The following is an 18,425-nucleotide window of genomic DNA, read 5'->3' as shown; positions in this document are numbered from 1 at the left end:
CGGGGGCGATGATCCGGAGTGGCCGCCTCCCGGCCTGGGACCCCCTCATCTGGAGCGGGACACCGCTGCTCGCCGGGTGGAACGCCGGGGCGCTGTTCCCGGGCACGCTCCTTTTCTCCTTCCTTCCCCTCGGCCTCGCCTGGACGGCGAACTTCGTCGCCCCCCTCGCCCTGTGCGGGGTGGGCACCCACCTCCTCCTCCGCCGCCACGGCGTCGGGCCGCTCGCCGCGGTGCTCGGTGCGCTGCTGTTCACCTACACCGGCTTCATGAGCGGCCAGGTGGTCCACCTCGGCCTCGAGACGGGCACGGCGCTCCTGCCCTTTGTGCTGCTCGCGATCAACTGCCTCGCCGGTCAGCCGTCGCCGCGCGCCCGCGTCGGCTTCGTCGCGCTCCTCGGCTGCGCGCTCGCGGGGACGATCCTCGCCGGCGACCCGCGCGCCCTCACCAGCACCGCGATCGTGGCGATCCCCTACGCGCTCGTCCTCTCCTGGCGCCCGCTCGGCGCGCTGCTGCGCGCCCTCGTGCCGATGGCCCTCGGGGCACTGCTCGGCGGCCTCCTCGGGGCGATCCAGTGGCTGCCCGGGCTGACCTTCCTCTCCAACTCGCAGCGCAGCTCGGCGGCCTACTCCTTCTTCGGGACCGGTTCGGTCGACGCCTTCCGCCTCGCGACCCAGCTGCTCGTCCCCTTCTTCCTCGGGGGCAACGGCAACCTCGCCCTGCCGGTCTATGCCGGCAACTACAACCTCCCGGAGCTGAGCATCGGGAGCGGCCTCGTCGCGCTCGCCGCGGCGCTCCTCTATCTCTTCCCGCTCGCCGCCTCGCTGCGGGCACGCGTGCTCGGCCTGCCGCACGCCGCGGACGGCCGCCACCTCGGCCTGTGGTACCTGATCGGCGCCCTCGGCGTGCTCCTCGCCCTCGGCACCACGATCCCCCTCGGTCACCTCACGGTGCACCTGCCGCTCTTCGGTGGCGAGCGGCTGCAGAACCGCAGCGCTGTGCTCTTCGACCTCGCGCTCGCGGTGCTCGCCGCCTACCTCGTCGAGGACCTCGGCACCCCCGACAGCGAGGTGCGGCGCCTCCTTCTCGGCCGCCGCCGCGTCGTGGTGCTGCTCCCCGCGCTCGGGAGCATCGGGCTGGCGGCCCTCGCGATCGCCGACCCGGGCCGCCTCGCCGCGCACTTCCGGCTCCCGCGCCTCCTCGCCACCCTGCACGGGATGCGGCCCTACTTCGTCGCCACGATCATCTTCGCCGTGCTGAGCGCAGGAGCGCTGCTCGTCGCGGCACGGCGCGGGACGCGCGCGGCGCGCCTCATCGTCGGCGCGGCGGTCTTCGCCGATGCCCTCCTCTACGGGCTGAACGCCTCCTACCCGGCGGTCCCCGAGTCGAGCCTCGCCGCGCACACGCCCCTCTCGCAGGGGCTCGCCCGCTATACCGGTCCGACGGGCCGCTTCGCCCTCTACAACCCGAGCTTTGCCATCCCCGCCGAGGGGCCGGTGGCCGTCAACGAGCTCGGGGTGACCGACCTCAACATCCTCCACGACGTGGCCTCGGTCGAGGGCTACGGCTCGCTCGTGAGCGGCGCCTACCAGCAGGTGACCGCGACGCACTTCTTCGAGAACGTGAGCCGCTCGCTGCTCTCCAGCTCCGAGGCCGACACCCTCGACCTGCGCTCGCTCGTCGCCCTGCCGCTCTCGTTCTCGATCACGCTCCCCATCGGCTCGCCGATCCCGTTGAGCGTCGCTCCGGGGGTCGCCACGAACGCCGCCGGCGCGCCGGCGGCCCCCGCCTACTTCGCCGGCCCCTGGTCGGTCGGAGCGGGGGCACCGGCCACCTTCGTCTTCGCCTCTCCGACGGTGCTGCGGCGCGCCTCGGTGACCCTGCTCCCCGCCAAGGTGCGCCCGGCGGCGCTCACCGTGGCGGCGGTCGGCCCGAGCGGGGCGGTGACGCGCCGCACCGCGGCGGTCGAGCGCGACGGGACGGTGCGCGTCAACCTCGGCGGGGTGAGTGCCGTCGAGCTCGTCGTGAGCGACACGGGCCCCGCCGCTGAGATCGGCGCGACCGTCGCGGTCACCGCCGCCCCGTCCGAGCGCCTGCTCCTCGACGGGGCCCTGCAGGGCAGCCTCGCGGCGCCGCGCTGGCGCTACGGCGGCCAGCTCGGGCCCTTCTCGGTGTGGCAGAACACCGAGACGCACGGCCTCGCCTGGCTGGAGCCGCAGCGCTCGACAGCCGCCGACCCTGCGCTCGCGACGCCCGGCGAGGTCACGGTGCAGGACGCCGCGCTCGGGGCGACCCAGCGCACGACGGTCGACGCGCCGCGCGCCGCGCTGCTCGTCCGCTCGGAGAACTACTCCGGCGGCTGGACGGCCCGCCTGCGCCCCCTCGCCGGCGGCCCGACGCGGGTCATCGCCGTGCAGCGTCTCGGCCTCGTGCAGGCCGTGCCGATCCCCAAGGGACGCTGGGTCGTCACCTGGCGCTACGCCCCGGCGAGCCTGCTCCTCGGACTGATCGTCACGATCTGCGGTCTTGTCACGCTGCTCGCGATGTGCGGATGGTTACTCCGGCGGAGAAAGGGATAACTACAGTGACGTGTTGCCCTCGCGCCCACGGAGCCGTCTGGAGCGAACGGCCAAGCGGGGCGAGAAGGCACACGAGCCCGCAGGGACCCATTCCGGAACGCGCCAACAGCGGACGCCCGAGCCGCTCCACAATGGAGCCATGACTACAACACTGCCCCGCCTGAACCGCGGCCGCGGCGCCTCGAACGCCAGCGTCGAGTCGACCGACGGACGGCGCGCCCGCGGCGAGCGCACCCGCCTGCGGGTCCTCGACGCCCTGCTCGTACTCGTCGAGGAGGGCGAGCTCCGCCCCACCGCCCAGAAGGTCGCGGGGCGCGCCGGTGTCGCGCTGCGCACCGTCTACCACCACTTCGAAGACGTCGAGGCGCTGCGCCGCACCGCACTCGACCTGCAGCTGAACCGCCACTACGAGATGCTCGTGGCGATCGACGGCGACGAACCCCTCGAGGCTCGCATCGGCATGGTCACCCGCTCGCTGCGGCGCCTCTTCGAGGCGATCACCCCGATCCGGCGGGCGACGCTGTTCGACGAGCACGCCTCCGAGGAGATGGCCGAGGGGCTGCGCCGCAGCCGCCTCGTGCGCCGGCACTTCCTCGAGCAGGCCTTCTCCGCGGAGCTGAGCGCGCTGAACGGCGAGCGCAAGCTGGTGCTCGACGCGATCGACGCGGCGACCTCGTGGCCGCACTGGCACTTCGTGCGCTCCGGCCTCGGGCGCCCGCCCGCCGCCGCTGAGCGCGTCCTCAGCCTCACCCTGCACGACCTGCTCACCCCCGCGGGCAGCGCCCAGCACAGTCACTGACGCGGCACCGCCCGGCGCCGCGCCGAGGAGCGGGGCCCCGACCGGGCTTTGCCGCGGCCCGTGCACAGCGTGCCGGCGACCGCTCGGGACGACTGCGATCAGCGCGGCGCGCGCCGGTAGGCTCGGCCGCGTCCACCCGAACAGGAGCGAGGAGCCGATGCCGAACCACGAGCTCGCCGAAGTCGCCGATCTCGCCCGCCAGCTGAGGGTCGACTCGATCCGCTCTAGCACCTCGGCGGGCTCGGGCCACCCGACCTCGTCGCTGTCGGCCGCCGACCTCATCGCGGTGCTCGCCGCCCGCCACTTCCGCTACGACTGGCAGCACCCCGAGCGCCCGACCAACGACCACCTCGTCTTCTCCAAGGGCCATGCATCCCCGCTGCTCTACTCCCTGTACCGCGCCGTCGGCGTGGTGAGCGAGGAGGAGCTCCTCACCACCTACCGCCGCTTCGGGAGCCGCCTGCAGGGCCACCCCACGCCGCAGCTCCCCTGGGTCGACCTCGCCACCGGCTCGCTCGGCCTCGGCATCGCCGCGGCGGTCGGCATCGCCTCGGCGGCCAAGCACCTCGACGAACTCGACTACCGCGTCTACGTCCTGTGCGGGGACTCCGAGACGGCCGAGGGCTCGGTCTGGGAGGCCCTCGACAAGGCCTCCTACTACGACCTCGACAACCTCGTCGTGATGTTCGACGTCAACCGCCTCGGCCAGCGCGGCCCCACCGAGCTCGAGTGGGACACCGAGCGCTACGCCGAGCGGGTGCGCGCCTTCGGCTGCGAGGCGATCGTCATCGACGGCCACGACCTCGGCGAGATCGACGAGGCCTTCACCAAGGCCGGCACGAGCGGCAAGCCGACAGTGATCGTCGCCCGCACCAAGAAGGGAAAGGGCGTCGCGGAGATCGAGGACAAGGAGGGCTGGCACGGCGTCGCCCTCCCGCCCGACCTCGCCGAGAAGGCGATCGCCGAGCTCGGCGGTGTCTCCGAGCTCGTGATCACCGGCCCCGAGCCTTCGCCGGGCACGCCGGCGATCACCCCCGACCCTAAGGCCGCGGTCACGCTTCCCCGCTACGAGCTCGGCGAGAAGGTCGCGACGCGCAAGGCCTTCGGCGACGCGCTCGCCGCGCTGGCGGCTCGCCCCGAGGTCGTCGTCCTCGACGCCGAGGTCGGCAACTCGACCCACGCCGAGGAGTTCATGAAGGTCGCCCCCGAGCGCTACTTCCAGTCCTTCATCGCCGAGCAGCTGATGGTCGCCGCCGCGGGCGGGATGGCGGCGCGCGGCTACGTGCCCTACGCCGCCACCTTCGGCGCCTTCTTCTCACGGGCCGCGGACTTCGTGCGCATGCTCGCCATCTCCGGGTTGCGGGTGCGCCTGGTCGGCAGCCACGCCGGGGTCGAGATCGGCGCCGACGGCCCGAGCCAGATGGCGCTCGAGGACCTCGCGATCATGCGCGCGATCCACGGCTCGTCGGTCCTCTACCCCTGCGACGCGACCTCGGCGGTCGCCCTCACCGCGCTGATGTCCGACGCGCCCGGGATCGCCTACCTGCGCACGACGCGCGGCGCCTACCCGGTGCAGTACCCGAGCGGGACGACCTTCACCATCGGCGGCTCGGCGGAGCTGCGCTCCGGTGACGGTGACGCCGTGACCCTCATCGGCGCCGGCGTCACCACCCACGAGTGCCTCGAGGCCGCCGACCAGCTCGCCGCCGAGGGGATCTCGGCGCGCGTCGTCGACTGCTACAGCCTGAAGCCGATCGACGCCGCGACTCTCACGCGGGCGGTCACTGCGACCGGCGGGCGGCTCGTCGTCGCCGAGGACCACTACCCCGAGGGGGGCCTCGGCGAGGCCGTGCGCACCGCGCTCGGCACCTTCTCGACGCCACTGCACTTCGCGCATCTCGCGGTGCGCGAGCTCCCCGCCTCGGGGACCCCGAGCGAGCTCCTCGACTTCGCGGGGATCTCGGCCTTCCACATCGCGCGTGCCGCCCGCGACCTCATCCGCCCCGGCAGCTGACCGGCCCGCCCGCCGGCTGAGCCGGCGGCGGCGCCTCACCCTCACGCTCGGCTCGACCGCGCTCTCGGTGCTGGTGTTCGGGGCGGTCTTCGCCGCGACCCGCGTGCACAGCCCCGCGTCCGGCACCGCCTCCGCCTCCTCGGTCCTCGCCGCGGGTGACCGCGCGCCGGTCGCTCTGCGGCTCGCGCCCCTCGGCGGCGGCGCGAGCGTGACCCTCGCCGCGGAGGTCGGCCACCGCCCGGCGGTGGTGAACTTCTTCGCCTCGTGGTGCACCGCCTGCGCGAAGGAGCTCGACGCCTTCGGCGCGGTCTCGGCGCGGGCGAAGGGCGCGGTCGCCTTCGTCGGGATCGACACCAACGACTCGGACCACTCCCTCGCCGAGAAGCTGCTGCGCGCTGGCGGGGTCCGCTACCCGGTCCTCGTCGACGGCGCCGGCCTGCAGGCGGCGACCGCCTACGGCGTCGACGCCCTGCCGGCGACCTTCTTCCTCGACGCCTCGGGGCGCGTCGTCGGCGAGGTCCTCGGTGCCGAGGACGCGCCCGCCCTCTCGGCGCGCCTGCGCGGTCTGGAAGGGCACGGCTGAGCTGTCGGTGCGCGCCGCGACCGCGGACGACCATCCGGCCCTCGAGGCGCTCGCCGCGGCCGCCGCCCTGGGGGGCCGGCGCCCCGGCCTCCACCTCGCCGAGCACCTCGCCCTGCCGCCGGGCGAGGACCACTTCCACCTCCTCTTGGAGGGCGCGGAGGCGGCGCCCGTCGCCTACCTCTCGGCCGGTGGGAGCCGCGACGCCGACGGCAAGGGGGGTGCCGAGATCTACGAGCTGGTCGTCGGCGACGCCGCCGGGTCGGCCGGCGAGCTCGTCACGGCGGCCCTCGGTGTCCTCGGCGACGCCGGCTACGGCGACGTCACCTGCTGGGCGCGCCTCGCCGGGGCGCGCGGCGTCTCGGCGCTGCGGGCGGCCGGCTTCTCCGCCGAGGAGGTGGCGGGGGCCGGGACCCGCTACCGCCTCACCCGCTCCTGAGCTACGGCGCGATCAACGTCCAGCCGCGGCGCTCGAGCTCGGCGGCGAGCTGCTTGTCCGAGACCATGGCGAGGAGCTCCTGGGCGGCCGAGCCACGCCGCGGCGGCGGGGCGGCCGTCGGCGGCGCGTCATCCTCCAGCGCCTGCAGCTGCTCGAGGAGGGCGCTCGCCTCGTCGCGGGTGAAGCGGCCGGCCGCCTGGCGCTGGTTGAGGCCGAGCGGGTGGCGGGCTTCGCGGAAGTCCGCGTAGCCCGCCTCCTGGACGCGCTCCAGGAGCTCGGCGACGACGCGGGGCGGGGCGGGTGGGCCGGACTGCTGACCGAATGCCATGCCGGCAGTCTCCCAGAGCGCTGTGTCGGTCAGGTGCCCCGGCCGCTCGTGCAGTCGATCACCGCGGCGCCGGTGACGGCGCCCTCCGCGAGGTCGGCGAGGGCGCGCGGCGCCTCCGCGAAGGGGTAGCTCGCGGTCGCGACGACGAGGGGAAGGTCCGCCGCCACCTCCAGGAACTCCTGGCCGTCGGCGCGGGTGTTGGCGGTGACGCTCACGAGCTCGCGCTCATAGAACAGGTCCCGCGCGTAGTCGAGCTCGGGGATCGCCGAGAGGTGGATGCCGGCGACGGCGAGTACGCCGCCGCGGTCAAGGGCCTGCAGCGCGACGGGCACGAGGGTCCCCACCGGCGCGAAGAGGATCGCCTCGTCGAGGGGCTCGGGTGGCGGGCCGTCGCCGGCCGAGTGCGCCCCGAGGAAGCGGGCGAGCGCCTGGGCCTGCGGCGAGCGCGTGACGACGTGCACGGTCGCGCCGATCGAGAGCGCCACCTGCGCGCAGAGGTGCGCCGAGGCACCGAAGCCGTAGATGCCGAGGCGGCTGCCGGGGTGCACCCCGGCGCGCCGCAGGGCGCGGAAGCCGATGATCCCCGCGCACAAAAGCGGCGCCGCCTCGGCGTCGGAGTAGCGGGCGGGGAGGACGTAGGCGAAGTCCTGATGGACGAGGGCGTACTCGGCGAAGCCGCCGTCCTCGTCCCAGCCGGTGAAGCTCGGCGCGGCGCAGAGGTTCTCCTCGCCGCGCAGGCAGTACGGACAGCGGCCGCAGACGCCGCGCAGCCAGGCGACGCCGACGCGGTCGCCGCGCGCGAAGCGGTGCGCATCGGGGCCCCGCTCCTCGACGACGCCGACGATCTCGTGGCCCGGGACGACGAGCGGGCGCCTGGGCGCGAGGTCCCCTTCCGCGAGGTGGAGATCGGTGCGACAGACCCCGCACACCGAGACGCGCACGAGGATCTCACCGCGGCCCGGCACGGGGACGCCGCGCTCGACCTCGACGAGCGGGCCGGAGGCGATGGGGCCGGGGTGCTCGACGGCAAAGGCGCGCATCGCCCCAGTGTGGCCGCACGCGACCGAGCGGCGCGGCGAGTGCCGGGGCGCGCTTCGGGGTAGATCCGTGGCGGGCCAGTAGGCCCCCTCGGCCGAGGAGGGGACGTGGGACGGATCGTGGTGGGAGTGGACGGCTCAGAACCCTCTAAGCGCGCGCTCGAGCTCGCAGCCCGTCAGGCGCACCTCACTGGAGACCTGCTGCAGGTCGTGACGGCCTGGGAGCTGCCGCCGCTGTTCGCGAGCAGCTCGGCGGCGGCGGTCACCGAGATCCCGGTCGACCTCGACCTCGCAGGCGAGGCAGAAGAGCGCCTCCATCGCACCATCGACGAAGTGCTGGGGGCCGAGCACGGCCTCGAACTGCACACGACCGTCGTCGAGGGCCATCCTGCGCCGTCGCTCCTCGACGCCGCGGAGGGCGCCGACCTGGTCGTCGTCGGCAGCAGCGGCCACGGCGAGTTCGCGGGCATGCTCCTCGGGTCGGTGAGCATGTACCTCGCGACCCACTCGCCCTGCCCGGTGCTCATCGCCCGTAGCAAGGAACGCCCCGGCAGCTGAGCCCGCGCCGTCCGGCAGGGGCTGTGTCCGCCCGCGGGCCAGCGTCTGTCAAGCCGGCCAGAAAGTCTTGCGCCATGGCGAGCGGCGAGCCCCCTGACGCCGTGGGACGCGGAGAGGCCTCGCTGTGGACGGTCGCCCGTGAGTGGGGCCGTCCCGGCTGCATCGGCTTCGGCGGGCCTCCGACGCACATCGCCCTGCTGCGCCGGCTGTGCGTCGAGGAGCGACAGTGGGTCGCCGCAAGCGAGTTCGAGGACGCGATCGCCACGGTAAACCTCCTCCCCGGCCCCGCTTCAACGCAGCTCGCGATCTTCTCCGCTTGACGCCTGCGCAGGACGCTGGGCGCCCTCGTCGGGGGGTTTGCTTCATCGTGCCGGGGCTAATCCTCATCCTGGCGCTGTCAGCGATCTTCCTCGCGCACCATCCGCCGCACTGGATCCTCGGTGCGGCGGATGGCGCCGGAGCTGCGGTACCCGCGGTGGCACTCAGCGCCGCGCGGGTTGATCCCGGCGAGCTGGCGGCGGATCGGTGCCACCGAGAGCGAGCGCACCCGCTGGTTGGCCTACGCCCTCCTCGGAGCGGCCGCGGCGGCGACCATCGGCCCGTTCCTCGCCCTCGTCCTCGCCGCGTGCGGATCAGTGAGGTCGCCCTCCGCTCGGACGGCACCGCTGCCCCTCCGGCGCCGATCACCCCGCGGGCGGTGATCGGCGCAGCGGCGACACACGCCGTCGCGTTCGGAGGGCTCGATGCGGTTGCCTGGGTCGCCTTCAAGGTCGGCGCGCTGTCCTACGGCGGCGGCTTCGTCATCGTGCGGCTGATGCAGCACGACGCAGTCATGACGTACCACTGGATGAGCGGCGGGCAGTTCCTGAATGCGGTGGCGCTCGGCCAGGTCACCCCGGGGCCGGTGGTGCTCACCACGCCGCCATCGGTTATGCCGCGCACGGCCTCGGTGGCGGCCTCCTCGCCAGCCTTTTCGCCTTCGCCCCCTCGTTCGCCTTCGTGTCGTGGGTGCTCGCCGGTTCGACGCGATCCGCGCCAGCCGCAGGGTCCAGGGCTTTCTCACCGGGAGCGGCCCCGCCGTGATCGGGGCGATCGCGGGTTCGGCCATCCCCCTCGGCCTCGCCTTCGCGCACCTTTGGCAGCTTCCGCTGCTCGCCGGCGCGCTCGTGTGGTTGCTTGGCCTCGGACGGGGCGTGGTCGGCGGCTTGCTTGGGGCGGGGGCGGTCGGCGTCGTCTTGGCTCTTGCGGGCATCTCCGTCTGAGGTCGACCTCTGGTCGGACCCCCGCACCCTCAGCGGGGCAGGCCCAGTCCCTCGAGGACGACTGCGCCGGGGAGGGCCGCGAGCAGCGCTCCGTCGAGGACGAGCTTGGACTCCCGGAGACCGCTCCCGACCACGACTGGGCCCGCGGCCACGACCGCTGGATCGACGAGCAGCGGCCAGGCGGCGGGGAGGCCGACGGGGGTGATGCCGCCGTAGGCCATCGCGCTCTCAGAGATGGCACGCTCCATCGCAGCGAAGGAGGCCTTCTTCGCCTCGAGGTGGCGGCGGACGAGGCCGTTCACGTCGACACGCGTCGTAGCAAGGACGACGCAGGCACAGAGCCAAGAGTCGGCGCCGCGCCGCCCCTCGACGACCACGCAGTTCGCCGAGGCGCTCTCGGCGACGCCGTAGCGGGCGCAGAAGGCCGCGGTGTCGGCGGCGGAGGGGTCGATCGCGGCCACCTCGACGACTTCGGCGAGGCCGAGCGCCGCGAGCGCGGCGGCGACCACCGGGGCGAGCAGCTCAGGGCGCTCCCCCGCTGGCTGGCTCTCGAGGCTCCCGAGCACCCTCAGCCTCCGACGGCGAGTGCGGGACGGCGGGTCGAGACGCCCGCCGCCCTCTCGAGCAGGTGCGCCGCCTCGAGGACGAGGCGGTCATCGCGGGGCGGCCCGACGACCTGCACCCCGAGCGGCAGCCCGTCCTCGGTGAAGGCCACCGGCACGGAGCAGGCGGGGAGGCCGGTCACGCTCACGAGGTAGCAGGAGGCCATCCAGTCGAGGTAGCCGCCGAGCGCGACGCCGGAAATCTCGGTGGGGTACTCCGCCCCGATCGGGAAGGGTGGCACCTGGCTCACCGGGAGGAGCAGCAGGTCGTGGTGGGAGAAGTACTCCGCGAAGCGCAGGTAGAGCACGGTGCGGGCTTGCTCCGCGTCCCGCAGCTGCTCGCCGGTGAGCGCCCGTCCGGCCTCGATGTTCTCGGCGAGGGTCTGCTTCACGAGCGGCCGGTGCGCGTCGAGGAGCGCCCCGTAAGCGAGGGCGAAGTGCTGCGCGCGCAGCGTCTTGAAAACGAGGTCGCCGCCGGAGAAGTCGGGGCAGGCCTCCTCGATGTCGGCGCCGATGCCCTCGAAGAGGAGGGCCGCCGCAGCGACCGCCGCTGCCGGTTCCGCCTCGACGGGGACCGCGCCGCCGAGGTCACGAGACCATCCGACGCGCAGCCGCCCGACGGACCGGCCGAGCGGGGCGCCGAGGGCGCTCCCGTCACCGGGGAGGGCGATCGGCGAGCGCGGGTCCTCACCCGCCACCGCGGAGAGGGCGAGCGCGAGGTCGTCCGCGCTGCGCGCCAGCATCCCCTCGACGCTGAGGTTCGCCCAGGCGTTCACCGCCGGGACACCCGGCACCCGCCCGACGCTCGGCCGCATGCCGACGACGTTGCAGAACGAGGCCGGGTTGCGGAGCGAACCGCCCATGTCGCTCCCGTCGGCGAGCGGGCACATCCCCGTGGCGAGCGCCGCCGCGGCACCGCCGCTGCTCCCCCCCGCCGAGCGGGAGAGGTCATAGGGATTGGCGGTCGCCCCGAACAGCGGGTTGAAGGTATGCGAGCCGGCGGCGAACTCCGGGACGTTGGTCTTTCCGATCGTCACCACCCCCGCCTCGCGGAGGCGGGCGACGATGAGGTCGTCCTCCTCGGGGACGAGGTCGGCGTGGATCGGCGACCCGAAGGTGGTGCGGATCCCCGCGGTGCGGTGCGTGTCCTTGTGGGCCACCGGGAGGCCGTGCAGCAGACCGGGGGCGCCACCGGACGCGAGGTGTTCGTCGGCGGCGGCGGCCGCGGCGGCCGCCCGCTCGGGGACGAGCGTGACGATCGCGTTCACGTCGGTGTTGACCCGCTCGATCTGCGCGAGGTGGGCCGTGAGGAGCTCGCGGGCCGAGAGCTCGCGGCGCACCATCATCGCCACCAGCTCGCGGGCGCTCGCGAAGCAGAGCCCCTCGTCTGACCCCGCCATCGCCGCAAACTACCAACATCGCGGCCCTTGCACGCCCTATGGGGCGATGCCAAGCTCCCGCCACCAGCTGCGCGGAGGGGCCGCGGCGTGAAGGAGGCCCGAAATGATCATCGACGTCCACGGTCACGTGACACCGCCGTCAGAGCTCTACGCCTACCAGGCGAGCCTGCTCGCGGCGCGCGGGGCACACGGTCGCGGCGGGGTGAAGGTGAGCGACGACCGCATCCGCGAGTCGCACCAGTCGCCCCTCCCCCACTTCGGCGGCCTCTCGCACATCGAGCACCTCGCGCAGGGCGGGATCGACCGCCAGCTGATCTCCTCGCGCCCCTACACGCTGATGCACTCCGAGGAGCCGGCGCGCATCGTCGAATGGTTCAACGAGGAGACCAACAACATCATCCACCAGACCTGCCAGGTCTTCCCCGACGTCTTCATCCCCGTCGCCGGCCTCAACCAGGCCGCCTCCACCTCCCCCGAGCAGTGGGTCGGCGAGCTGAAGCGCTGCGTGAACGAGCTCGGCTTCAAGGGGGCGCTGCTCAACCCCGACCCGATGGAGGGGGCGGCGACCCCTCCGGGGATGGGCGACCGCTACTGGTACCCCGTCTACGAGGCACTTTGTGAGCTCGACGTGCCCGCCCTCGTCCACTCCGCCTCGTGCCGGCCGCCGGCGCGCGAGTCGTACTCGCTGCACTTCATCACCGAGGAGACGATCGGCATCATCCACCTCCTCAACTCGGACGTGATGAAGGACTTTCCGACGCTGAAGCTCGTCTTCGCGCACGGCGGCGGCGCGATCCCCTACCAGGTGGGGCGCTTCCTCTCCTTCCGGGCGATGCACGACGGCGAGAGCTTCCTCGACAACCTGCGCAAGCTCTACTTCGACACCTGCCTGTACACCAAGGACTCCCTCGAGCTCCTCTTCAAGGTGGTCGGGGTGGACAACTGCCTCTTCGGCTCGGAAAAGCCCGGGACCGGCTCGCAGAAGGACCCTGCCTCGGGCCGCTGGTTCGACGACATCCGGCCGCTCATCGAGGAGATCGACTGGCTCACCGAGGGCGAGCGGAGCGCGATCTTCGAGGGCAACACCACCAAGCTCTTCCGTCTGTAGCCGTCGGCGGAGACCGAAGAGGGGCCTCGCGGGGCCCCTCTTCGCGTCCTGTCGCCGAGGGGTCAGTCGAAGAGGTCGGGCTCCTCACGGACGATGCGCTGGAAGAGCGGCTGGAAGTTGAAGAAGCCCGCGAGGTGCGAGCCGACCTGGGAGGCGGTGAGGGCGGCGACCTCGTGGTCGATGAGGATCGGCTTGCCGGCGGCCTCCGCGAGGAGCTGGGCCTGGCACGAGCGCTCCATCGTGATGAACCACCACGCCGCCTCGTCGACAGAGTGGCCGACGGTGAGCAGGCCGTGGTTCTGGAGGATGACCGCCTTCTGCTCCCCGAGGGCGTGCGCGAGGCGCTTGCCCTCGTCTGGGTCGAGGACGACGCCGGTGTAGTCGTCGAAAAGGCCATGGTCGCCGTAGAACGCGCAGGAATCCTGGGTGATCGGGTCGAGGAGACGGCCGAGGGTCGACCATGCCTTCCCGTTCAGCGAGTGCGCGTGCGCCGCGGCGACGACGTCCGGGCGCGCCTGGTGGACCTGGGAGTGGATGGCGAAGGCGGCGGCGTTCACCCGCTCACTCCCCTCCACCACGTCGCCCTTCTCGTTCACGAGGAGGAGGTCGCTGACGCGGATGTGTCCGAAGTGCATCGCGTACGGGTTCACCCAGAAGTGGTCGCTCAGCTCGGGGTCGCGGGCCGTGATGTGACCGGCGACCCCCTCGGAGAAGCCGAAGCGAGCGAAGAGGCGGAAGGCCGCTGCGAGCTGCTGCTTGCGGTGGAGGCGCTCCTCCTCGACGGTCTCGAAGACCGGCGGCTCGGGACGGTAGAGCGGAATCGGTGGCATCGCGGCCTCCCCGTGTCGGTGCGACTGGCCCCAACGAGGATAGCGGGCAAGCCCTCCGCCGCCTTGACGCCCGGGTAGGGTCCCCCGGTGCCGCGGCTCTTTGTCGACATCACGCCGCTGCGGCGTTTCCCGGACTTCCGGCGCCTGTGGACCGGTTACGCCTTCCGCCAGCTCGGCGCGCAGATCACCGTCACGACGGTGATCTACCAGGTGTACACGATCACCCACTCCAACCTCGCGGTCGGCCTGCTCAGCCTCGCGCAGCTCGGCCCGTCGATCTTCGCCCCGATCCTCGGCGGCTCGCTCGCCGACGCGATCGACCGCCGCGTGCTGCTCCTCGGTACGGCCTTCGCGATGTCGCTGTGCACGGTGGGCCTCGCGCTGAACGCCGGCACGGGCCATCCCGCACTGTGGCTGTTGTTCGTCCTCTCGGCGGTGAGCTGGGGGCTGGCGGGAATCGACGGGCCGACGCGCGCCGCGGTACAGATCGCCCTCGTCGACCGGGAGTCGGTGCTCTCGGCGAACGCGCTCCGCCAGGTCCTCCAGCAGGGCTCGCTCGTCGTCGGCCCCGCGGCCGCAGGGCTCCTCATCGCCGCGCTCCACCGGCACCTCCCCGTCGTCTACTGGATCGACGTCGCGAGCACCGCCTTCGCCCTGCAGGCGGTGCTCCGGCTGCCGCCTCTCCCCCCCGAGGGCGGCGGCAGGCGCTTCGGCTTCTCCTCGATCGTCGAGGGCTTCTCCTACCTACGCGGCCGGCAGGTGATCCAGGCCTGCTTCCTCGCCGACCTGAACGCCAACGTCCTCGGGCTCCCGGTCTCGCTCTTCCCGTACATGGCCTTCCACCACTTCCACGCCGGCGTGCGGGCCTACGGTCTGCTGATGGCGGCGCCGGGCGCGGGGGCGGCGCTCGGCTCACTGCTCAGCGGCTGGTCGGCGACGATCCGCCGACAGGGCCTCGCGGTGCTGATCGCAATCGCCGTCTGGGGGCTTGCGCTCGTCGGCTTCGGCCTCACCACCTCGCTCGCCGTCGGTATTGTCCTGCTCGCGGTGGCTGGGTGGGCGGACATGATCTCAGCGACCTTCCGCAACACGATCATCCAGGTCGAAGTGCCCGACCGCCTGCGCGGCCGCCTCTCCTCGATCCAGACGGCGGTCGTGCAGTCCGGCCCCCGTCTCGGCAACACCGAGGCGGGGGTGGTGGCGGCGCTCACGACCGCGCAGTTCTCGGTCGTCTCTGGCGGCGTCGGCTGCGTGCTCGGGATCGCCCTCATCGCGAGGTTCATGCCGCGCTTCGCCGCGTACCGCACGCCCGGCCTCGTCGAGGTGACCGAGGGCTAGCCCTGGGCGAGCCCGCCGGCGGCGAGGCGCTCAGTAGAGCTTGATGATCGGCCGGTTGAGGATGCGGATGGCGGAGAACATCGCGTAGACCATCCCCCACGTCGCGGCCGCGGTGAGGACCCCGAAGAGCGGCCGCCGAGAGCGACCGGAAGGTGCGGTGCATCGAGGCCATCGCGTACACGAGGCAGAAGGCCGGCAGCGCGACGGTAGAGCCGGCACGTTATTCGCCACCCGAACCAATTGAGACCTAAACGAATGCGCGCTGGACAGCTACGATCGCTGTGCAGGGCTCTCGCACCTTCGATCGACCGGTGCGAGCGGAGCTCGAAGCGCCGAGAAGAGGAGGCCACCGTGGCAGAAGAGGGACGCGTGTTCGTCCGGGGCGTGACCGCCGAGGACTACAGCCTGAAGGACTGGCGGGCCAAGCAGCTCGCCGCACCGCGTGTACGCGACGCGAAGGGCGAGGACCACGGCAACGTCGCAGTCTGGCAGGAGGGGCGCTCCCTCATCGGTGGGAACAGCAACGCCGAGCGGGGGATCACCTCCTGGGACCACATCGAGCCCGGCGACGACCCCTTCCTCACCCAGACCCTGCAGAACTACTTCCACGACTTCCCGCCGGAGTCCTCGAACCGCGGCCACGGCCACCAGAACGAGGCCGGCTTCTACGTCCTTGACGGCAAGGGCTACGAGATCCACGACGGTGAGCGCTACGACTGGAAGAAGGGCGACTTCTACATGGTCCATTCGGACTGTGTGCACCGCCACTTCAACCCCTACGACGAGCCGGCCACGGTGATGATCATCAAGGCCAAGCCGATGTGGATGTTCATGGGCCTCATCCAGCAGGGGAAGAGCTACAACCCGATGAAAGAGGACGAGGCCAGCCGATTCGGCGAGCGCGAGGACTGGTCCAAGATCTGGACGTCGGGCGTGAAGGAGCGCATCAAGGTCGTCCCCGGCGACGCAACGCCCTGGGAGCTGACGCCCCTCGGGCGGGTGAAGACCTTCAGTTCGCCACAGCGCACCGACGTCCGGATGTTCTCCGTGGACGCCTTCGAGTGGGAGATTCCCGCAGGCTCGCGCTCGGGGAAGATCTGGAAGATGTCCGACGAGATCCTGCACATCGTCGAGGGCTCCGGCTACTCCCTCCACTGGCAGGTCGAGGCGGACATCGACGAGAAGTACCACGCGCGCATCGCGAAGGAGCCAACCCGTCACGAGTTCAAGAAGGGCGACTCGCTCTACGTCCCGCAGAACACCGTGACCCAGCACTTCGCGAACGACGGTGCGCCGCTGCTCATGTTCTCGGGCCAGAACCGCATCTTCAAGCACCTCGGCTACGACCAGGTGCACGTCTTCGAGGCAGCGCCGGAGTACGAGGGCGCCGAGGTGAAGGAGGGGGCTCGGGCGAGAGCCTGATCCGAACGGCCCCGAAAAACGAACAAGCCCTCGGCTCCTGCCGAGGGCTTGTTCGTTTTCGTTCCCGGGTGCCTACTTGCGGATGAACTCCTCCGGGTCGACCTTGCGGGCCATCAGCAGCCCGGTGACGAAGACCCTCCAGACGAGCTCGATCTCGGTGAAGCCGCTCCCGCGCAGCGCCGCGATGTGCTCCGACATGGTCGGCGCGACGTTGATCTGCGGGTGGGTCGGCAGGTCGGGGGTGTTCGCCGCCTCGCGGTACTGGCGCCGGACCTCTCGCAGGCGCGTCCGCCACGGCCCCGGCTCGCTCATCGAGTCGACGTTCGCCAGCCAGCCGTTCGGCGCGAGGAGGCCCGCGCACTGCTGGTAGAAGCGGGTGAGGTCAGGTACCGCGAGGTGGTGCGTAGCGCGCGACGAGGTGATGAGGTCGAAGCTCGACGCGGGGCCGGTGGCGCCGACCTCGACGAGGTCACCGATCACGTACTCGACGCGGTCGCCGAAGCGCTCGAGGTTCTGGTGCGCCTCGGACTGCATCGTCGAGGAGACATCGAACCAGACGCCCCGCGACTCGGGGAAGGCGTCGAGCACGGCGGCGAGGAAGCCTCCAGGCCCCGACGCGGCGTCGAGGACGAGCTTCACCTCCGGGCGCGCCGCACGCGTGAGATTCGCGGCGAGGTTCCAGGGGAAGACGACGTCCTCCACCCGCAGCGCGTTGTCCACCCACGAGCGGGCCGCGCCCTCGTCCCACCCCGTCGACTGCGAGGGTCCTGCCACTTCCTGGGTCATCCGTCTCCCCCTTCCGGCGCCCGCAGGCGCCGATCCGCCGGCCCGTTACGGCCGCTCTCCCTCCCCAAGCGAGCGGCCCCGACCGGATGGTCGGGGCCGCCTGGTGATGCGTACGTGACGTCCGGTCAGTCGGTCTTGTAGAGCTCCTCGGGCATCTCGGACTTGAGGCCGACCTCGGAGAGCTTGGACTCGTAGAGCTCGCGCACGTAGGGGTCCTCCATCGAGTAGCCGATCGAGCTCCCGCCTTCGGTGATGTTGAGGTTGCCGCTCGTGACGGACTCGCCCTCTTCACCGTCGTCGCGACCCATCGAGCCACGGATGTTGGTCGGGCCGCCCCAGTAATTGATCACCCGGAAGTGCTCGCGGCTCACGTTGAAGTGCTGGTGGAACCAGTTGCCGCCACCGGGTGCAGCGGCGACGAGGCCGCCCTGCACGTAGTCGATGACCCGCACCTCGTCGCCGTGGCCGTCCTTCCAGGGAGTCGGGCCGAGGTCACGGTGCCAGTTGAAGGTGTAGCCGGCGCCGCGCAGGCAGACGAGGACCGCGCCTGCGGCGTGCCAGTGGCCCCGCGAGTAGCGCCCCGGCGGGTACTGGCTGATGAAGCCGCCGTGGTCGTACTCGAAGCCCGGCCAGCCCGGCTGGATCCGGCGGTAGCCGGGGAGGCGCTGGTTGTCGAGGGGCAGCTCGCAGTTGATGATGTCCGGGTAGAACGAGGTGCGGGTCTGGGCCCGCTCGTTCACCGGCACCTTGTAGACCTTCTCGTCGTACTTGTAGAAGTCCGAGTCCTCCCGGTAGTGCGCCCGGAAGATGTAGTCGTTGTTGAAGATGAACTCGGCGTCGCGGTGGATGTTCCAGATCGGTGGCGCGTTCGTCGTCGCGATGATCAGCACCCGCTCGTTGGTCGCGTTCACCAGCTTGTGGCTGACGTTCGGCGGGAAGTACATGAGCGAGCCCGGCTGCCACTCGGTGATCGTCTTCTTGCCGCTGCCGTGCGGCCCCTCGACCCACGTCTCGGTCGTCCCACGACCCTCCATCACCAGGTAGAACTTGTGGTACAGGTGGCGCTCGGGGTTGGTCTGGCCGCCGCCCGGGATCTCCATGACGAACATCCCCTTGATGCCGTCATTGCCGTCCAGGTAGAGGTAGTGGCCCTTCACGCCGGTGCGTGCCCAGTCGCCCATCTCGAGCTCGCGGACGTTGTGCACGCCGATCCCCTTGAAGATCGGGATCCCCTCGGACTCGATGAACTCGAGGTACGGCGACTTCACCTTCTCCCAGGTGCGGAGTCCCGCCCGGTTGCTCTCCTCGGTGGGCTCCTCGAAGAGCTCGGTGTCCAGTTCGGCCAT

18 protein-coding genes are annotated in these 18,425 nt (G+C 72.0%); 11 read left to right on the top strand and 7 right to left on the bottom strand.

Annotated elements, in window-relative coordinates; all coding sequences use genetic code 11:
* Positions 1-8 precede the first annotated feature (8 nt).
* The 5 genes from VNF07_06015 (at position 9) to VNF07_05995 (ending at position 6,408) form a co-directional block, all read left to right on the top strand.
* The gene (locus VNF07_06015) at positions 9-2,576 is read left to right on the top strand and encodes a hypothetical protein (protein HVB05784.1); all 2,568 of its coding nucleotides are present in this window, start codon (positions 9-11) and stop codon (positions 2,574-2,576) included.
* Between the two features lie 139 nt (positions 2,577-2,715).
* Positions 2,716-3,375, top strand: a complete 660-nt coding sequence (locus tag VNF07_06010) for a TetR/AcrR family transcriptional regulator (protein HVB05783.1) — start codon at positions 2,716-2,718, stop codon at positions 3,373-3,375.
* Positions 3,376-3,532: 157 nt separating this feature from the next.
* The gene (locus VNF07_06005) at positions 3,533-5,389 is read left to right on the top strand and encodes a transketolase (GenBank protein ID HVB05782.1); all 1,857 of its coding nucleotides are present in this window, start codon (positions 3,533-3,535) and stop codon (positions 5,387-5,389) included.
* Between the two features lie 67 nt (positions 5,390-5,456).
* Positions 5,457-5,972, top strand: coding sequence for a TlpA disulfide reductase family protein (locus tag VNF07_06000; protein HVB05781.1), 516 nt, complete (start codon positions 5,457-5,459; stop codon positions 5,970-5,972).
* 7 nt (positions 5,973-5,979) lie between these two features.
* Positions 5,980-6,408 (top strand): hypothetical protein, encoded by a 429-nt coding sequence (locus VNF07_05995; GenBank protein ID HVB05780.1) that lies wholly within the window; start codon positions 5,980-5,982, stop codon positions 6,406-6,408.
* Position 6,409: 1 nt separating this feature from the next.
* Here VNF07_05995 and VNF07_05990 read toward each other — a convergent pair whose 3' ends face one another.
* Complete coding sequence (locus VNF07_05990) at positions 6,410-6,736, bottom strand: hypothetical protein (protein HVB05779.1); 327 nt, start codon at positions 6,734-6,736, stop codon at positions 6,410-6,412.
* Between the two features lie 29 nt (positions 6,737-6,765).
* Positions 6,766-7,776 carry a zinc-dependent alcohol dehydrogenase family protein gene (locus VNF07_05985; protein HVB05778.1) on the bottom strand — a complete coding sequence of 337 codons (1,011 nt, stop codon included), beginning with the start codon at positions 7,774-7,776 and terminating at the stop codon, positions 6,766-6,768.
* A 105-nt stretch (positions 7,777-7,881) separates the two neighbouring features.
* Here VNF07_05985 and VNF07_05980 point away from each other — a divergent pair, with 105 nt between their 5' ends.
* From VNF07_05980 to VNF07_05970, 3 genes are all read left to right on the top strand, one after another.
* On the top strand, positions 7,882-8,331 hold the full coding sequence (locus VNF07_05980; GenBank protein ID HVB05777.1) for a universal stress protein: 450 nt from the start codon (positions 7,882-7,884) through the stop codon (positions 8,329-8,331).
* Between the two features lie 74 nt (positions 8,332-8,405).
* Positions 8,406-8,651, top strand: coding sequence for a chromate transporter (locus VNF07_05975; GenBank protein HVB05776.1), 246 nt, complete (start codon positions 8,406-8,408; stop codon positions 8,649-8,651).
* Between the two features lie 684 nt (positions 8,652-9,335).
* Positions 9,336-9,593, top strand: a complete 258-nt coding sequence (locus tag VNF07_05970; protein ID HVB05775.1) for a hypothetical protein — start codon at positions 9,336-9,338, stop codon at positions 9,591-9,593.
* 29 nt (positions 9,594-9,622) lie between these two features.
* On the opposite strand, the gene VNF07_05965 is transcribed toward VNF07_05970, so the two are convergent.
* Positions 9,623-10,159, bottom strand: a complete 537-nt coding sequence (locus VNF07_05965) for a YbaK/EbsC family protein (GenBank protein HVB05774.1) — start codon at positions 10,157-10,159, stop codon at positions 9,623-9,625.
* Between the two features lie 2 nt (positions 10,160-10,161).
* The gene (locus tag VNF07_05960; GenBank protein ID HVB05773.1) at positions 10,162-11,595 is read right to left on the bottom strand and encodes an amidase; all 1,434 of its coding nucleotides are present in this window, start codon (positions 11,593-11,595) and stop codon (positions 10,162-10,164) included.
* Between the two features lie 103 nt (positions 11,596-11,698).
* Here VNF07_05960 and VNF07_05955 point away from each other — a divergent pair, with 103 nt between their 5' ends.
* Positions 11,699-12,703, top strand: coding sequence for an amidohydrolase family protein (locus tag VNF07_05955; protein ID HVB05772.1), 1,005 nt, complete (start codon positions 11,699-11,701; stop codon positions 12,701-12,703).
* Between the two features lie 62 nt (positions 12,704-12,765).
* Here VNF07_05955 and VNF07_05950 read toward each other — a convergent pair whose 3' ends face one another.
* The gene (locus tag VNF07_05950) at positions 12,766-13,533 is read right to left on the bottom strand and encodes a class II aldolase/adducin family protein (protein ID HVB05771.1); all 768 of its coding nucleotides are present in this window, start codon (positions 13,531-13,533) and stop codon (positions 12,766-12,768) included.
* 87 nt (positions 13,534-13,620) lie between these two features.
* Here VNF07_05950 and VNF07_05945 point away from each other — a divergent pair, with 87 nt between their 5' ends.
* Both VNF07_05945 and VNF07_05940 read left to right on the top strand, forming a co-directional pair.
* Positions 13,621-14,871, top strand: a complete 1,251-nt coding sequence (locus tag VNF07_05945) for an MFS transporter (GenBank protein ID HVB05770.1) — start codon at positions 13,621-13,623, stop codon at positions 14,869-14,871.
* 351 nt (positions 14,872-15,222) lie between these two features.
* Positions 15,223-16,293 carry a cupin domain-containing protein gene (locus VNF07_05940; protein HVB05769.1) on the top strand — a complete coding sequence of 357 codons (1,071 nt, stop codon included), beginning with the start codon at positions 15,223-15,225 and terminating at the stop codon, positions 16,291-16,293.
* Positions 16,294-16,365: 72 nt separating this feature from the next.
* Here VNF07_05940 and VNF07_05935 read toward each other — a convergent pair whose 3' ends face one another.
* Together VNF07_05935 and VNF07_05930 are read right to left on the bottom strand one after the other, a co-directional pair.
* Positions 16,366-17,079, bottom strand: a complete 714-nt coding sequence (locus tag VNF07_05935) for a class I SAM-dependent methyltransferase (protein HVB05768.1) — start codon at positions 17,077-17,079, stop codon at positions 16,366-16,368.
* A gap of 125 nt (positions 17,080-17,204) precedes the next feature.
* Positions 17,205-18,425 (bottom strand): cupin domain-containing protein (locus VNF07_05930; GenBank protein HVB05767.1); only part of this gene is annotated, 1,221 nt, incomplete at its 5' end.

This window comes from Acidimicrobiales bacterium (genome assembly GCA_035533595.1).
GTDB lineage: Bacteria > Actinomycetota > Acidimicrobiia > Acidimicrobiales > Bog-793 > DATLTN01.
Note: the sequence above shows the minus strand (reverse complement) of the source record. Positions and strands in the feature narration are given on the sequence as shown.

What these genes read in the sequence shown, in the direction of transcription:
- VNF07_05955 (HVB05772.1), top strand. Translation starts at nt 11,699, where the DNA reads ATGATCATCGACGTCCACGGTCACGTGACACCGCCGTCAGAGCTCTAC.
- VNF07_06005 (HVB05782.1), top strand. Translation starts at nt 3,533, where the DNA reads ATGCCGAACCACGAGCTCGCCGAAGTCGCCGATCTCGCCCGCCAGCTG.
- VNF07_05960 (HVB05773.1), bottom strand. Translation starts at nt 11,595, where the DNA reads ATGGCGGGGTCAGACGAGGGGCTCTGCTTCGCGAGCGCCCGCGAGCTG.
- VNF07_05990 (HVB05779.1), bottom strand. Translation starts at nt 6,736, where the DNA reads ATGGCATTCGGTCAGCAGTCCGGCCCACCCGCCCCGCCCCGCGTCGTC.
- VNF07_05950 (HVB05771.1), bottom strand. Translation starts at nt 13,533, where the DNA reads ATGCCACCGATTCCGCTCTACCGTCCCGAGCCGCCGGTCTTCGAGACC.
- VNF07_05935 (HVB05768.1), bottom strand. Translation starts at nt 17,079, where the DNA reads ATGACCCAGGAAGTGGCAGGACCCTCGCAGTCGACGGGGTGGGACGAG.
- VNF07_05985 (HVB05778.1), bottom strand. Translation starts at nt 7,776, where the DNA reads ATGCGCGCCTTTGCCGTCGAGCACCCCGGCCCCATCGCCTCCGGCCCG.
- VNF07_05975 (HVB05776.1), top strand. Translation starts at nt 8,406, where the DNA reads ATGGCGAGCGGCGAGCCCCCTGACGCCGTGGGACGCGGAGAGGCCTCG.
- VNF07_06015 (HVB05784.1), top strand. Translation starts at nt 9, where the DNA reads ATGATCCGGAGTGGCCGCCTCCCGGCCTGGGACCCCCTCATCTGGAGC.
- VNF07_06010 (HVB05783.1), top strand. Translation starts at nt 2,716, where the DNA reads ATGACTACAACACTGCCCCGCCTGAACCGCGGCCGCGGCGCCTCGAAC.